This window comes from Stenotrophomonas mori (assembly GCF_023556335.1).
In the GTDB taxonomy this organism is placed as follows: Bacteria; Pseudomonadota; Gammaproteobacteria; order Xanthomonadales; family Xanthomonadaceae; genus Stenotrophomonas; species Stenotrophomonas mori.
Window position 1 is genome coordinate 1,184,250 of the sequence record NZ_JAIKTS010000001.1, and the last position, 13,900, is coordinate 1,198,149.

Annotated in this window: 13 protein-coding genes and 1 tRNA gene; 2 read left to right on the plus strand and 12 right to left on the minus strand. The window is 62.4% G+C overall.

What is annotated here, in order from left to right:
• Window positions 1–143 precede the first annotated feature (143 nt).
• On the minus strand, window positions 144–2,006 hold the full coding sequence (locus K5L01_RS05270) for a formylglycine-generating enzyme family protein (RefSeq protein ID WP_250062566.1): 1,863 nt from the start codon (window positions 2,004–2,006) through the stop codon (window positions 144–146).
• Window positions 2,007–2,105: 99 nt separating this feature from the next.
• On the opposite strand from K5L01_RS05270, the gene rnd reads away from it, so the two are divergent.
• Together rnd and K5L01_RS05280 are read left to right on the plus strand one after the other, a co-directional pair.
• Window positions 2,106–3,200, plus strand: coding sequence for a ribonuclease D (rnd, locus tag K5L01_RS05275; protein ID WP_250062568.1), 1,095 nt, complete (start codon window positions 2,106–2,108; stop codon window positions 3,198–3,200).
• Between the two features lie 57 nt (window positions 3,201–3,257).
• Window positions 3,258–3,333: transfer RNA gene (locus K5L01_RS05280), tRNA-Ala, on the plus strand.
• A gap of 922 nt (window positions 3,334–4,255) precedes the next feature.
• Here K5L01_RS05280 and K5L01_RS05285 read toward each other — a convergent pair.
• From K5L01_RS05285 to K5L01_RS14940, 11 genes are all read right to left on the minus strand, one after another.
• Window positions 4,256–4,567, minus strand: coding sequence for a type II toxin-antitoxin system RelE/ParE family toxin (locus tag K5L01_RS05285; protein WP_250062570.1), 312 nt, complete (start codon window positions 4,565–4,567; stop codon window positions 4,256–4,258).
• Window positions 4,564–4,833: a ribbon-helix-helix domain-containing protein gene (locus K5L01_RS05290; protein ID WP_250062572.1), complete on the minus strand. Its 270-nt coding sequence runs from the start codon at window positions 4,831–4,833 to the stop codon at window positions 4,564–4,566. The genes K5L01_RS05285 and K5L01_RS05290 overlap by 4 nt, the downstream gene beginning before the upstream one ends.
• A 259-nt stretch (window positions 4,834–5,092) precedes the next feature.
• Window positions 5,093–7,369 (minus strand): hypothetical protein, encoded by a 2,277-nt coding sequence (locus K5L01_RS05295; protein ID WP_250062574.1) that lies wholly within the window; start codon window positions 7,367–7,369, stop codon window positions 5,093–5,095.
• Window positions 7,370–8,541: 1,172 nt separating this feature from the next.
• A complete protein-coding gene (locus K5L01_RS05300; protein ID WP_250062576.1) occupies window positions 8,542–9,645 on the minus strand; it encodes a TrbL/VirB6 family protein in 1,104 nt (367 codons plus the stop codon).
• A 3-nt stretch (window positions 9,646–9,648) separates the two neighbouring features.
• Window positions 9,649–9,897, minus strand: coding sequence for an EexN family lipoprotein (locus K5L01_RS05305; protein WP_250062579.1), 249 nt, complete (start codon window positions 9,895–9,897; stop codon window positions 9,649–9,651).
• Window positions 9,894–10,325: a hypothetical protein gene (locus K5L01_RS05310; RefSeq protein WP_250062581.1), complete on the minus strand. Its 432-nt coding sequence runs from the start codon at window positions 10,323–10,325 to the stop codon at window positions 9,894–9,896. Before K5L01_RS05310 ends, K5L01_RS05305 begins: the two co-directional genes overlap by 4 nt.
• 13 nt (window positions 10,326–10,338) lie before the next feature.
• Window positions 10,339–11,067, minus strand: coding sequence for a P-type DNA transfer protein VirB5 (virB5, locus tag K5L01_RS05315; RefSeq protein WP_250062583.1), 729 nt, complete (start codon window positions 11,065–11,067; stop codon window positions 10,339–10,341).
• Between the two features lie 34 nt (window positions 11,068–11,101).
• Entirely contained in the window at window positions 11,102–12,076 is a 975-nt protein-coding gene (locus K5L01_RS05320; RefSeq protein WP_250062585.1) for a relaxase/mobilization nuclease domain-containing protein, read from the minus strand.
• Window positions 12,067–12,603: a MobC family plasmid mobilization relaxosome protein gene (locus K5L01_RS05325; RefSeq protein WP_250062587.1), complete on the minus strand. Its 537-nt coding sequence runs from the start codon at window positions 12,601–12,603 to the stop codon at window positions 12,067–12,069. The genes K5L01_RS05320 and K5L01_RS05325 overlap by 10 nt, the downstream gene beginning before the upstream one ends.
• On the minus strand, window positions 12,596–13,486 hold the full coding sequence (locus K5L01_RS05330; protein WP_250062589.1) for a hypothetical protein: 891 nt from the start codon (window positions 13,484–13,486) through the stop codon (window positions 12,596–12,598). Before K5L01_RS05330 ends, K5L01_RS05325 begins: the two co-directional genes overlap by 8 nt.
• Before the next feature lie 11 nt (window positions 13,487–13,497).
• Entirely contained in the window at window positions 13,498–13,785 is a 288-nt protein-coding gene (locus tag K5L01_RS14940; protein WP_336254079.1) for a hypothetical protein, read from the minus strand.
• Between the last annotated feature and the right edge of the window lie 115 nt (window positions 13,786–13,900).

The window sequence follows — 13,900 nt, forward strand, 5'->3', positions numbered from 1 at the left end:
GGACGGTCCATCATGACGTCCGGGCTGCAGGCCGGCCCGGCCGCTGTCGATTGCCCATCGGCCATGCAAGGGGACCTACGACAGTGACGACGCAATGGCCACCCTTCCGCGGCCAACCCGGAACCGGTCCGCGGCGTGCCGCGTCAGATGCCGCGCACCAGGCGGAAGCCGATGCGCGCGCTGGTCATGTCCGAATCCTGCGACAGCCGCCAGGCGGCACGGGTCTGTTCCGGCGCGTTGGCCCAGTTGCCGCCACGCACCACGCGCTGCCGGCAGCCGGGGTTGTACCAGGCCGCACCGTCGGACGGTGCCCGGCGATAGCTGGCATGCCAGCAGTCGGCGACCCATTCGCTGAGGTTGCCGCCCATGTCGTGCAGGCCCCAGGCATTGGCCTTGAAGCTGGCGACCGGCGCCGCCCCCCAGTAACCGTCGCCATAGCCGACGAAGGCGTTCTTCCAGTGCCGGCCGCTGGGCGAGACGTCCTCGCTGCCGGTGAAGTTGCCGCTGCGCGGCGGCGGCGTACCGGCATTGCCCCATGGATAGCGGCCGCTGCTGCCGGCCCGCAGCGCGTATTCGAACTCGGCTTCGCTGGGCAGGCGGTAGTAGTGCCCGGTCTGGGTCGACAGCCAGTTCGCATAGGCCTCCGCATCGCGCACGCTGACATGCATGACCGGGTTGTCCAGTGGCGCCTTGGCGCCGTTGTAGCCGGCCTGCCAGTCGGCCCCGTTGCGGCGCACGAAATTGCCGCTGCGCTCGTCATAGACCACCGAATGCCCGCGCCGGGTGGCGCGCGTGCGTGCGTTGGTCGCCGCGACGAAACGGCCGAACTCGGCCACGGTGACCTCGGTGATGGACATCGCGAAGCCGCGGTCGAAGCGGACATAGTGCTCGGGACGCTCGACGTCGCTGGCGCCCGGTTCGGCATAGCCGGCGCCCATCTGGAAACCGCCATGCGGCACCACGATCATCTGCGGCCCCCGGCCGCCGTCCTCCAGCGCGTCGGTGAACACCTGCCCGGGACGGAAGCGGCCGTAGTGGGCGACCAGGTCGATCTTCTGCCGCAGCGTCGCCACCGCCTCGTCGCCGGGGCGGGCGATGCGCAGCGCCTGCTCGAGCTTCTCGCGCGCCGGCTTGAGGCCCTTCGCCGACGCCAGGTCGCGCAGCCCACCGTCGCGCAGCGCCACCAGCTGGGCCGCACGCATCGCCTCGATCCGGTGCCGCGCATCGACCACCGTCGGCGCCTGCTCGCGGAGCGTGGCCGCACGCTGCAGCCACCCCAGGGCGGCATCGAAATCGGCATGCCCGGCCGCGTCCTCGGCACGCCGCAGCAGTGCGCTCTCCACCGCCGCCCGCCCCTGCGCGGCGCGACTGTTGCCGGCCTCCAGCACCTCGACCTGGGCGAAGGCGCTGGCGGCCTTGTCCAGGTCGCCGTCGCGCAGCGCCTGCTCCGCGGAGCGGTTCAGCGCCAGCAGGTGCCGCGCCGCCTGGATGCGCCGGTGCAGCTCCGGCGCGTCCGGCCCATCCGGCGCCAGCCGGACCAGCACCGCGACCTGCTCGGCGGCCTCGTCCAGTGCCCGCCGCTGCTCATAGGGCCGCTCCAGCAGAGCGCGTACCGACGCCACGAGCTGCCGGCGGGCCGTCTCCAGGCCGCGCTGGGCCGCGCGCTCCTGGGGCCGCAGCGCCAGCACCGCCAGGTACAGCGGCACCGCATCGTCCGCATTCCGGTACAGCCGCCCTTCGGCCAGCGCCGCGGCCGCGCGCCGCAGCGCATCGCGCACCCCGTCCGCGGCCAGCTCCGGCTGCGGCGGCACCCAGGGCGCCGGCAGCCCCGCCGCCTCGGGCTGGGCCACGGCATCGGGCCGCACCGCGGCCACCGGCGCCACCGCCTCGGCCACCACCGGCTGTACCGCCGCCGGCACCGCGGCCGGCGGCGCCTCCTGCCTGCAGGCGGTGCCCGCCAGCGCCACCAGCAGGGCGCCCCGGACCAGCTGACCGGTTGTACGCAAACGTCCTCCCATTCGGCATGCGCGTTCGGGTGCGCGACGACGTTAGGCTATTCTCGCCTGCTTGGGCAAACCCTGCAGTCGATGGAATACGGAACACACGTGACGCACTGGATCGAACACCCCGCGGAGCTGGAAGCACGCTTCCGGCAGCGCCCCGAACGCATCGGCCTGGATACCGAATTCATCCGCGAACGCACCTACTGGCCGCAACTGGCCCTGGTGCAGATGGCGGTGGGCGACGAGATCCTGCTGATCGACCCCCTGGCGCCCGGCATGACCGATGCGCTGCGCCCCTGGCTGGAGGACCCCGCGATCCTCAAGGTCATGCACAGCGCCAGCGAAGACCTGGTGGCCTTCAAGTGCGCCTGCGGCGCGCTGCCGCGGCCGCTGTTCGACACTCAGATCGGCGCCGCGCTGGCCGGCATCGGCGGCGGCATGGGTTATCAGAAGCTGGTCGCGCAGATCACCGGCGTCACCCTGGCCAAGGGCGAGACCCGTTCGGACTGGATGCGCCGCCCGCTGTCACCCGCGCAGCTGGACTACGCCGCGGCCGACGTCCGGCACCTGTTCGCCCTGCACGATGCCATCGACGCCCGCCTGCAGGCACTCGGGCGCCGCGAATGGCTGCAGGACGACGCCGCGCGCCTGCTGGCCTCGGCCGAACAGGACGAGAGCGAGGCCTGGCCGCACCTGTCCATGCGCGCCTCGCAATTCCTGGACCCGGACGCGCAGCGGCGGCTGCTGCGCATGCTGCGCTGGCGCGACCGGCAGGCGCGGCAGAGCGACAAGCCCCGCAGCTGGATCCTGGACAACGAGCTCGCCACCCAGCTGGCCCGCACTCCGCCGGCCGACTACGACGCGCTGCTGCGCCTGTTCGAGCGCTCGCCCAAGGCGCCGCGCAAATGCGCCCAGGCGGTCTGGGAGGCGTTGCAGACCGCGCTGCCCGACGAGGACCGCGCCCCGCAGCCGCTGGCCGCGACCGAGGGCAACAAGGCCACGCTCAAGCGCCTGCAGGAGGCGGTTGCCCGGCGCAGCGCCGAACTCGACCTCCCCGATGGCCTGCTGGCCTCGCGCAAGCATCTGGAAGCCCTGCTCGAAGGCGGCACCTGGCCGGCGACGCTGGACGGCTGGCGCCGCGCGCAGTTGCAGGATCTGCTCACTCCCCTCTTGGCGCAGCCACCGGCATCGCGCTAGAATTCCCCGACCACGCGATGCGTTGGCCGCGGCTCCGCCGCGATCAGCGTGGACCATGGGGCCATAGCTCAGCTGGGAGAGCGCGTCGTTCGCAATGACGAGGTCGGGAGTTCGATCCTCCCTGGCTCCACCAAATTTCCGTCCTGGACGGTGCGACCAAGGCTGGAAAGTCCTGAAACCAGGGACTTCCGGCCTTTTTCGTATCCGGCGCGGGCGACGCGTCGTCGCCGCCCGGCCAGCCATGCCCCGGTACCGCCCAACGCCGGCCCCCGGCAGTGCTTCCGGCATCCTTCGACCGGCGCTCAACGCCGCTGCCCCGCCCGGCCGGCCCGGACACCCCTGGAAAACCGCCACGGCCGCTGCGCGCCTGCCCTCCTGGCTCGGTCATGGCCCGCCTTCGTATGGCGCGGCATGCATGCCCGCCATGGCAGCCGGCTCCACACTGCCGTCCCAGGGACACCACGTTCCCGGAGCACGGTTCCAGTGCGCCAGCCCTTCCAGACTCCGCACGATTCCCCCGACGCTCCGACCAGCTGTCCAGGCCGCAGCGGCGGTTGCCGACCCGCACCGCAGCCTCATCGAAGCCTGCCGGTGAGGCATCGGCAGCGGCCAACGTCGCGCTCGCGACGGGTTCCGCGCCGCTGCCCGGGCCCCGGCATGCAGCGCGCCTGCGTATCGGCATCACACGCGGGTGGCAGCGCAGCACGTCCTGCACCGCAGCGGGGTCTGTGGCGACCCTCCGGCGATGCGTCTGCAGCGCGTCCCATGCGCCCGGGCGCCTCCCCGTCGCGGTGCCGGCATGTCCGTGCCGACGGCCAGGCATCCAAGACAAACAAAAAGGGCCTGCATTGCTGCAGACCCTGGAAATTGCTGGTGGCCGAGGACGGAATCGAACCGCCGACACGGGGATTTTCAATTTCCTTTAATATCAATGGCTTATTGATTTATTGGCGAAGTCGAACGTAGTCTCTGGAAGCCAAAAGTAGTTGCGAAACAGTAGCTTAGAGTAGCTTGGAGAAGTGCGCGAAAACTGCGCACTGTACCTGTGGTGTACCTCAGGAATCGCTCCACGCCCCTTCGTAGTCCTGGCCACCGTAGAACACGCCGAGGATCGACACCACTCCACGTTCGGAGTCCACCAGAAACGCGATCACTGCAGCGCCACGATAGTTGGTAACACGAAGTCCCGGGAACAGATCATCGCGCCTTGTTCCTCGCTCCGGAAACGTCACCAGCCCTTCGCAGTAGGCCACGACGGCATCGACATAGCGGATGGCCGCAGCCGGCGCCCCGGCATTGATGATGTATTCCTCGATCGCGACGAGCTGAGCAACCGCCTCTGGAGCGAACTCGACCCGGTAGCTCACGCACGCCGCCGACGCTTCTCTGCCAAATGCTCGCGGGCCTGGCCAACCGACAGGGCACGCTCCGGGTCGGCCTTCAAGGCCTGCGCCGCCGGCACCACCTGCTCCCGCAACCAGGCCTCCATCGCCCGGTCGCGGGCGAGCAGCGTGCGTAGGCCATCCCGGATGACCTCACTCTCCGTCGCGTACTCACCCGCCGCGACCTTGGCCTTGATCAGATCGGCCATTTCATTGGGAAGGGTGATGCTGAACTGTTGGGTTGAACGCATGGTTTCGACCCTCCAAGCGGATAGGATTTAATCCTACTCCACACGATAAAGAGGTTTCAATCTGGCGTCGCCCAAGTCACCTGAGAGCGCTATGCGAGCCCACGCAACCCCTACCTAGCCTGCATGACATGCCAGTTCGTATCGGCCAATGGCAATGACCCAACTGAACTCATCTGGGCAGTACGGTCATCACTCCATCCTCTCAAAAGTTGGAGCCTTCATGAATACCGGCGCGGTTCAACCCTTCCTCTCCCGGCCATTATTGCGGGGGAGTTGCAATTCCGACGTACTGGTACGGGCGTTCCCAATCCTCGACTTTCTTGCCGATGACGATGCAGCGCTCTCGCGCCCGCTGCTCGAAGGCTTTTGCGGCCAAGTGGGAGACAGTGTCGTGGCGCCGGCTGGAAAGCGCGTCCGGATAGACGTAGAAGATGATGTAAGCGGCGCAGTGAGACGGTGGCGAGATGACGAGCGAGCACGGATGCTCGGGATCACGATAGGCCTTGCACACACTCCATTTAAGCTTGTCGAGTTCGGCGAAGATCCGACGTTGCTCCTCGACGCTTCCCATGCTCAGCAATCCCAGCGCCATGGTCGTCCAGCGCTTGGCGTTCCTGCGGCGGATCTCCCGAACGATACGCTTGAGCCGAGAATGAATCTTGGGCTCTGGCTTTGGAACCTGGACGCCCGCATCCAGGCTGGCATAGTAGTGGTCGATGGAACGCGACATGCCCGTGATCACAAGCGCGGCGCCACCTTCATACAATGCGGCCACGTTGAACCCTGTTTCGAGGTAGAAGCCCAAGTAGTCAAGCTCGTCTCCAAAGATCTCGATGTGCTTCTGTACCCGCTCTCGTTCCGTAAGGTAATGGAGGAAGTGTGCAGGCTCATCGAGTATCTCGGAGACAACCTCGAAGTCTGCAAGGTTCATGGTCGGCGCCAGACGAAGATCGGCCGGAGCCCAATTGGCCGCCTTGAGTTGCTTTTCGGCACTGCATAGAGTCGAGAAGTCGTCCAGCGTGACTGAAATACGAATGACGGTATCAACGTCGTCTGCATCCAGGCCAAGTCCGGAGACGATTTCACGCGATACCGGATCTCCGGACTTCGCCTGCGCGATGATCTGCTCCAGACGATATGACTGCTCTGCTGGCGCCACGACGAGATCGCGCACATGGCGCTTGATCCGATCAGGCGCCCCTCGGAGCCCCTGCGGGGTCAGTGCCGCGGATTTGGCTTCAACGATGAGGGCCACCCGATCAAACAGGCACAGCAGATCCGTTTCATAGAGGTTTCCGTCGGACTTCCACTTCACGTTCTTGGAAATCTTCGCTGCCGGCAGCGCTGCCCCAACGATCTCGCCGACCTTGTCCTCCAGAAAGGCCGCACGACGCTTTTCCAGCTTGTCCTTCAAACCGGCGTCACGGGCCAAGGCGTTCATGATCGAGAATACGTGGCTGAAAATCGCCTGCGGCGCCGGAAAGTAATATTCCCCTCTGATATGCAGCCCGGGCGCCGTCCACACGGGGTTGCTGAGGAAAAAGCTCTCCGCTTTCGTTGCGTCGAGCTCTCCAGGCGCAATAGACAGTCTGGCTAGGACGCGCTCGACGACCTCCGGCGGCCGCGCAGACAGCGTTGCGAGTTCGTCTACGTCGGCGATGCCCAGCTTGACCAGCGCAATATCTGCGTGAGCCAGCAATCGATACCCGACCATTTCCGTGGTCACGCCGGCAGGGATGTGGGCGAGGAATTCCTCCGAGTCACCCGTCACGCCCGGGTACTTGGCATAGAAATCCCGAACCAGCGTCTCCGTCGTACGTGCCCGGAAGATTTCTCGAAGCAGGGTGAACCTGGCGTTTGCGCGGGCCTGATAGGCCGTCAGCAACGCATTCGACACGTCGATCAGATCGCTGGCGCTGAAACCGAAATGATCCAGCAGATCCTGGTCGAGCGCGCAATAAAGCTCCTTCGATATCCTGACCACCGCAGAGAAGTGGCCCCAGTTCCTGACAACCTGCGTGTGCTCACGCAAGCGCTCCTGTAGGGCGAGCACGACGCGTTGCTGGTCGTCCCGCCCCTCCTCAATCGCGACAAGCCTCCGGTTCCTGAAAGCCTCGGTGAACTCCTTCGTCTCATCAATCACTTCCTGGATCACTTGCGGCGGTGCCGGGGCGTCTCCCCATTCGGCATACGGCAGGGTGAGCGCGAGTGCCTGCAGCATCTCTATGTGATGCTGCTGCATGTCTTTCAGCATGCCATCCGACGAAGCACCCTTGTCGGTCACGCCCACCTGCAAGCCGTAGCTCGCGATGGTCGCGATGATATGCAGCGGATGCCAGCGATGGAACCGGCCGGCGATCGATTCCAGAAGCTTCGGAAAGCGTTCTCCGCTTTCCCGTCCTTTGGTAAGGAGGATCTCCCTCAAGACGTCCTTGTCGATCTTGCTGTAAGGATGCTCGAAGACGTGGAATCCCTTGTTTTCTGGCGGTGACGGCCTTTTCTTCCCTTTCTGCCTAGAGAGTCGCTTTCGCTTCATCCAACACCTGACGCGGCTGAGTCGCTGGGCTGAGTTTAGTGGGAATCCGGGCGCATGGTCGCTTGCGCGCCAGTCACATACGTTGCAACCGCTACGGAAGCACCTCCCCTGACCCGGCCCCCGCCGCGATGGGCGGGCGCGGTGCAGAGGGTTACGTCCCCGCTTGCAGCGGCAGATAACGTTGCGTGCCGCGAGCAGCTCCGTGTGCTCACGAAAGTTGTCGGCGCAGGAAGTCGCCTCGTAGATTCGATATTCCGCACGGCTACAAGCACTAGTAGGTAGCGCCATAACACCAAAACAAGCTTGGCTATGACGAACATGAGAACCATGCAGGCCGGCGCAGGCCGTAGGGCATCCCCATAGATGCCCAGGCCTGTGCATGCAGCATCGCGTTCCGTGCCCGGCCATCCGGATACTTTCTCATGAGAAAGAAACGTAAAACAAATGCCGGGAACCCGATCCTGAGTCGGGCCGAATTTTGTACTTACAAAGTTCTGTGTGACAACTACCGGCGATAGCCTATCCTGCACTAGTCATCTTCCCTCTTTCTATTCTTTGGACATCCCAAAAAATGCCCTCAAGTTCGTTTTCTCATGCGAAAATTCCCACGGACGGATAGGACTTTCTCATGAGAAAATTTCTCACTGCAGAGTGGCCGGCGACCACACTCAAGCAAACCCATGAGGACTCCGCCTACCTAGCGTTCTTGGCCGAACGCACGGATGCCGGTCGTCGGGATCCCGTGCGCCATAGCTGCGAGGATGTAGAGGCCCATATTGAGGCCGTTCTTGCCGAGCACGGCGCCTAGTTGCCGCCGACGGCTCATGAAGCTTTCTCATGAGAAAAAGCGACCTAGCTGAATCTGCTGGGTGCGACCGCTATGCCTCCTCGACGGGCAAAGAAAATCCGCGCCGAGGGGCGGTCTAAAGAAGGGCGACCCCTGAAACTCTACCGCCTCAGTTCGACATGAAAGCTGTCCATGCCCGGTGCAAAGCATCTGAAGAACTGGATCAACTCCTCGATTTCCCGCCAGCCCTCCTTTGTCATCAACTCCGCGACCTGACAGATCACAACCCCCTTCTCAGGATCAAGTCGGTAGCCAAAGCTATGGGCACGCTCCTCTGTGCTTCTGGCCTTTCTGCGGCTCCTGGAGACGCCTTAGCTCTTTGCCATCACTTCCTCTCCTTAACCGAGTTCTTGCCGGACAGGGTCGATTTCAGACGATCCTGCAGGGCGTTCCGATAGGCGGGGTTCGGAACGAAGATCGACCGCCCCATTGCCACATGCTCCAGCCGGCTGGATGAGGTTTGAAGTCCTGTCTCCGGATCTAGACGATTGGACACCGGATTCAACATGTCGTTGGCTCCGCACCCCAGCCGTCCCGGCATTCCCGCTACCGATGCTGCACCGGCCGCCATCTGGCCGAAGGTGATGGTCGCCGCAGACATGCCGCCGGCCAAGCCTGCCGCCAGCCCACCCACGCGGTACAGAAGCAGCAGGATGACGATGGAAAGCACACTCAACGACAAGGCCGTGAACAGCGTGTTCTGCTCGCCAGTAATGTCCACCGTCCCGATAAAGGCTGCGAATATCTTCATCATGAACGCGGCCACGGCTGCCACCAGGGCGATTGTCATGATGGCCGTCATGACCTGGGCGAACCACTGCTCGAACCACTTGGCCGTCACTGGGAACATCAGGCACATGACGAACAACGGCCCGACTCCGAGTAGCAGGGTCAACGTCGCCTTGGCGACGACGATCATGGCACCAGCAGGAAGGCCGACGACCAGGGTAGCGATGCCAATAACGATGGCATTGACGTACTCTCCAATCGCCATCGGGATCTCGGTGAGCCCTCGATTGCCGGCTTGCTCCCAAAGGTCGGCAGCGATGTCCCACCCCTGTCCAAGCGTCGTATCGATCGTGGCATAGACCGACATGGGGGCTGCACCAGCTGTGCCGGAGAAGGCAGCTACCAATCCGTCCTCCAGGCCGCGGATAACATCGACAATCCAAGTGTTGTATCCGCTGACGGACAAGGCCAATGCCGAGATGACGAGAAACTTGACGCCCTGGATCATGACAGCGCCCGCCGGATTCTGCAGGCGTCCGGCGATCATCATGTATCCCATGATTGCGAAGTAGATCGTCACGCCCAAGGTGGCGATCGGCATGATGGCCGGGATCACCTCTGCCACAGTGGCCATCACGAATGAGATCAAGGCCGCATCGACGGACTCGCCGATGAACTGGAAGATTCCAGGATCTGGCATGGCTCATTCCTCCTTGCTGAAACCGACAGGTTCAGACCTGACGTAGCCACGCCGCTTCAAGTCAAGAGAATCCTTTGCCTTCTGCGCATTCAAGCACTCGATGGAGCTAGGAACCGCGTGCTTGGCGCATTCTGCAAGAACAGCTTTCCGGTCGACTTCGCTCTCTAAGAACCACTCAACCGATCGGGGCTCTGTTTCGGAGCAGGCAACCAGCACGATTCCCATGAGGGTGGCGACAACGACGTTCTTCATACATTCCTCCTCGTGGTTCCACTCCGAAACACATCCTCGGCTCGGTCGATAATGCGAAGTGTGAGCAACGACCTGATTGCCGCTTCCCTGATCCCTGCAACAGTCGGAACCGTGAACCTGTCACTGGCATTGAACTGAAGGATCAGAACCAAGACGAAAAAGCAGGCCAATGCAGCCAACAGCGTCCCGGCATCCGTCTGTGGTGCTGATGGAAAGACGGTCAGCGCGTGCCCCGTCCAGGCATGGATGCCCCAATAGCCGACCATCAGAGCTGCGTAGACCGCCATCAGGTCAAGAATCAGCATGTTTGGCGCTCGCCCAACAACCTCACCCACGAAGCCAATACGAAGAAGCGACCTCCAGTACATGGCAACGACATAGATCGAAAGCGCAGACGGCACCAGAATGATTCCGTAGATCATGTTCATGACGTCCTCCCTCTCACTTCCCGAAATCCACCGGCACAGGCTTGACGTAGCCTCGCCGCGCAAGATCCTGTGAATTCACTTCCCGCTGCCGTTGCTCGATCAGACGCTCCTCGACCTGCGCGAGCATCTGGAACATCTGCAGCTTCGTCTGCTCGTTCTGGATAGCTGCCTGCTCGGCATTGATGCGCGCTTGCAGCTCGGCGATAGCCTTCGGGTCGGTGGTGTTACTGATCTGCCCCATGAGGGACTGGATCTGATCCCAGCGATCCTGCGCCCTATCGAAAGCCTGCAAGGCGTACGCCTTGTCCTGGACGGCCTTGGCCACCTGGCGTTCGCAGAAGCCCCTATTGGCGTTGCCCTGCTTCTCGCAGGCATTGAGCAGCCCATTGGCATCCAGGATCGCCTGTCCCGCGCCACTTAGGCCGGAATAGCCACCAGAATTGATGCTGTTGTAAACCTGCTGCCACTCATCCGGCAGATACGAACGCAGCTCCGGGTTGTTGAGGATCATCCCCAAGCCGCGGCTGCCAGTGAGCGAGTCGTACTGCTGCTTCATCTGGTCGATCTGCGTCTTGTACTGGTTGATCATTTCGATGTACTTGGCGACGTTGACCGCCTGGTTCTGCGTGTCGTTGACGATCTTCGCCACGTCAATGACCGGGATGCCAGATGCCGACGCCTGGCCGATGCCACCTGCCATCGTGGCAATGCCGAAAGCCATCAGAAGTGCTGCACGCTTCATTTGTCTCCCCTTACTGGGGTTGTGTGGCTACCGGTCAGCCACGCTCTTGATCCGGTTTCTCATGGCTCTTGGCGGGAGCACGCTCTTGGGGAGTGTTCCGAGACTGCTCTTTCTTCAAGTGCTCTTGGACACCTGCCATGCGGCTGGCAACACGCGTGACATCCAGAGCCAGTTGCGCACCTTCCCGATCGGTGGCGGCCAGTTGCTTCGCGAGCTTGGCGTAGCTGGCCAATTGGGATTCCTCGCTTGGGTAGGCCTTTTTCTTCTGCCCTTTCCCGGCTTCGATCCCCTTGCGGTGATAGCGCGCCTGGCTAACCGTCCTGCGCCGCGTTCCACGTGACATCCTGGGCGTGGCGCTTGCCTCGATCCCGTTTGCGCGCAAGGATTCCGCGAACTGTTCACGCCAAAGCTGTAGATCCGCCTTCCGGGGATTCAGGCGCGTTCCGTCCCGGCCAAGCACCTTGACGCACAGATGAACGTAAGGGTGCTTCTCGTCGTGATGAGCGACGAAGGCATAGGGGCGATCGTTACCGAACTGCTGCTTGGCGAACTCCGAAGCTGCCGCTCGTACCGCATCACGATCCGTGCCGGGCGGCATCGACAGGACGATGTTCAAGCTCTCTCGTCTCCGGCCTTCCTCCGGCATGCCAAACAGACCGTGCTTCCATTCTTCAGCTAGATCACGAACCGCCGATCGGCCCTCCACCTGCTGAGCATCATCGGTTTCCAGGGACAGCTTCCCGTTACGGGAGATGTACTCAAGATGTGCACGCAGCTGCGCTACGCCCTTGCCGGCGCCGGAGATCTTGACCATCACCTCCGGCGCTTTCCTGGCAACCGCCTTGATCGCAGACTTCAAGACGCGAGGCGACCGAACTACCGAGCCAGGACGCTGATCCTTGACGATTTTTGTACCAGTGACTGTGACGCACCTGCGGCCTTTTCGGGGCGTCCGGTAGAACAGCCGCTCACCCCATTCCTGCAAGACACCATCGACGATCACCGCCATGTGATCCTCCATCGCTCAAGGTTAGAGCGAATGACGAAATGCACCCTCTCTGTGTGTTGATTGATCTCGTTTACCAGCTTGGCAACAGTCGCTGACAGATCCCCGGCCTGGTCACCGCGATTCAGCACCAGCGCAATCTGATTGAGGTTCCGGCCTATAGCCCGCAGCTGATTATTCGACTCCCCAACAACCTGCAATTCATGCATCCCGAGCTGTGGCTTATGTGTGATGTATGCCCTAACAAGATCCGTCATCCACTTGTTTACCGAGGTTCCCGCTCGCGCAGCAATGCGATCGACAGCTTCACGCTCTGATGCCGTCATGCGAATCTCGACCCGGACTCTGGTCTCATCTGGTTCTTGACGAACGACGTCGAACTCATGCCCATCATCCAAGCTCTTGAGGAGATGACGAATGACGCTACGTAGCGCCTCGCTTGGCGACTGGCCTTTCGAGCGACAATGCAACGCCCATTGATGTTTCAAGTCTGATGGGAGCCTCAGGCTGACAACGGACTTGTCATTCATGACGTGTCTCCTCGTAAGCGAGACCTCGCCTGATTGCTGCTATTGCGGCTTCGGCAACCTCTCTCGACGCGATCTTTTCAGGCCGAGGAAGATTCAATTTCTCGCGAAGTGACGGCTGTGGCGCTCTTTGCTTGGCTACCGTCCTACCGGCAGCTGGGTGGAAGCCTCCGGCATTAGCTTTGGCAATCAACCCGTAGAGGTACTGACCCCATGTTTCCCTGATCCGACCCGATGCATTGACGGCATCCAGTTCATCCAGTATTTGCTGAGCGGTCGAGTGATCAGTGATCGCGTTCGACACTATTTCTGCCGCTGTTGAACGATCTATTTCTGATAGCGATCGAGGAAGCGAGAGCGAAACCACATCAGTAGTAGTAGGGTTTATTGATGCGGGTACTGTTGTAGTAGTACCGGCCGCCCCATTGATAGGGCTTGGGTGCCCCATTGAAGGGGCATCCTCCGTCAGGAACTCAGTTGCAAGATCGCTCTGGAGCACGCTTGCATCTGGAGACACCTTCCCAATCAAATCAGCAACATATGGCTTGATCCATCGCTCCGGCATGGCCCTGATTTCCGCCAACGCCTTTCCCCGAACCTTGCCAGCGAACGCGCCGTTGATGACGTTGTGCTGCCACCAGGTCCTTACCCATACGAAATTGGTAGGCGGATCGAAGTCCACCAAACTCATCTGCGTGAGTCGGCGGATCACCGTCAGAAGCTGATCGGGATCCCAGCCCATTTCTGCCGCTGAAATCGAGGGGACGATCTGAAACACGCCGATAACATTGCTTGAGGGGCAGGTTTGCAGGTAGATCAGCGTGTATCGGTCCTCGGTCGATAGGCCGGCCGTAACGTTTGATCGCCAGAAATCGTCCTTGATCACGCGCTGCCTGCTCAAGGCAGGGCTCCAAGCGCATCAATGGCGCTACCAACCATAGCCGTGCGGAAGTAGAGACGGCGTCCGATCTTGATCTTTGCTGGAGTCAGCAGCGCAGATGTTTCGTTGTCGGCGTACAAGCCGACCCTAATGCCTGCGGGCGACCTATCTAGCAGTTCTGCGATCTGCTGCAGAGTCATCAGCGGGCCGTAACGTTGAAGCAGGGCAGGGCTTAGAGATTGATCAGCCGAGGTCGGAAACGTCGCGCTGACCCGATAGCCAGGCGCGGTGTCTGGGCTCTGCATGTTGTGCGCACCTTTAGACGGGAAGGTCGTGCGCTGTAGCCAGTGCCTGTTCCTGGCCGTCAGGGCTGGTTTGGAGCCCGTATCCTGTTTCGCCGAAGCGACGAATCTTGGGACG

Coding starts and splice junctions, on each gene's coding strand:
- K5L01_RS05290 (WP_250062572.1), bottom strand. CDS start 4,833: ATGCGTTCAACCCAACAGTTCAGCATCACCCTTCCCAATGAAATGGCC.
- K5L01_RS05295 (WP_250062574.1), bottom strand. CDS start 7,369: ATGAAGCGAAAGCGACTCTCTAGGCAGAAAGGGAAGAAAAGGCCGTCA.
- K5L01_RS05300 (WP_250062576.1), bottom strand. CDS start 9,645: ATGCCAGATCCTGGAATCTTCCAGTTCATCGGCGAGTCCGTCGATGCG.
- K5L01_RS05305 (WP_250062579.1), bottom strand. CDS start 9,897: ATGAAGAACGTCGTTGTCGCCACCCTCATGGGAATCGTGCTGGTTGCC.
- K5L01_RS05310 (WP_250062581.1), bottom strand. CDS start 10,325: ATGAACATGATCTACGGAATCATTCTGGTGCCGTCTGCGCTTTCGATC.
- virB5 (WP_250062583.1), bottom strand. CDS start 11,067: ATGAAGCGTGCAGCACTTCTGATGGCTTTCGGCATTGCCACGATGGCA.
- K5L01_RS05320 (WP_250062585.1), bottom strand. CDS start 12,076: ATGGCGGTGATCGTCGATGGTGTCTTGCAGGAATGGGGTGAGCGGCTG.
- K5L01_RS05325 (WP_250062587.1), bottom strand. CDS start 12,603: ATGAATGACAAGTCCGTTGTCAGCCTGAGGCTCCCATCAGACTTGAAA.
- K5L01_RS14940 (WP_336254079.1), bottom strand. CDS start 13,785: ATGCAGAGCCCAGACACCGCGCCTGGCTATCGGGTCAGCGCGACGTTT.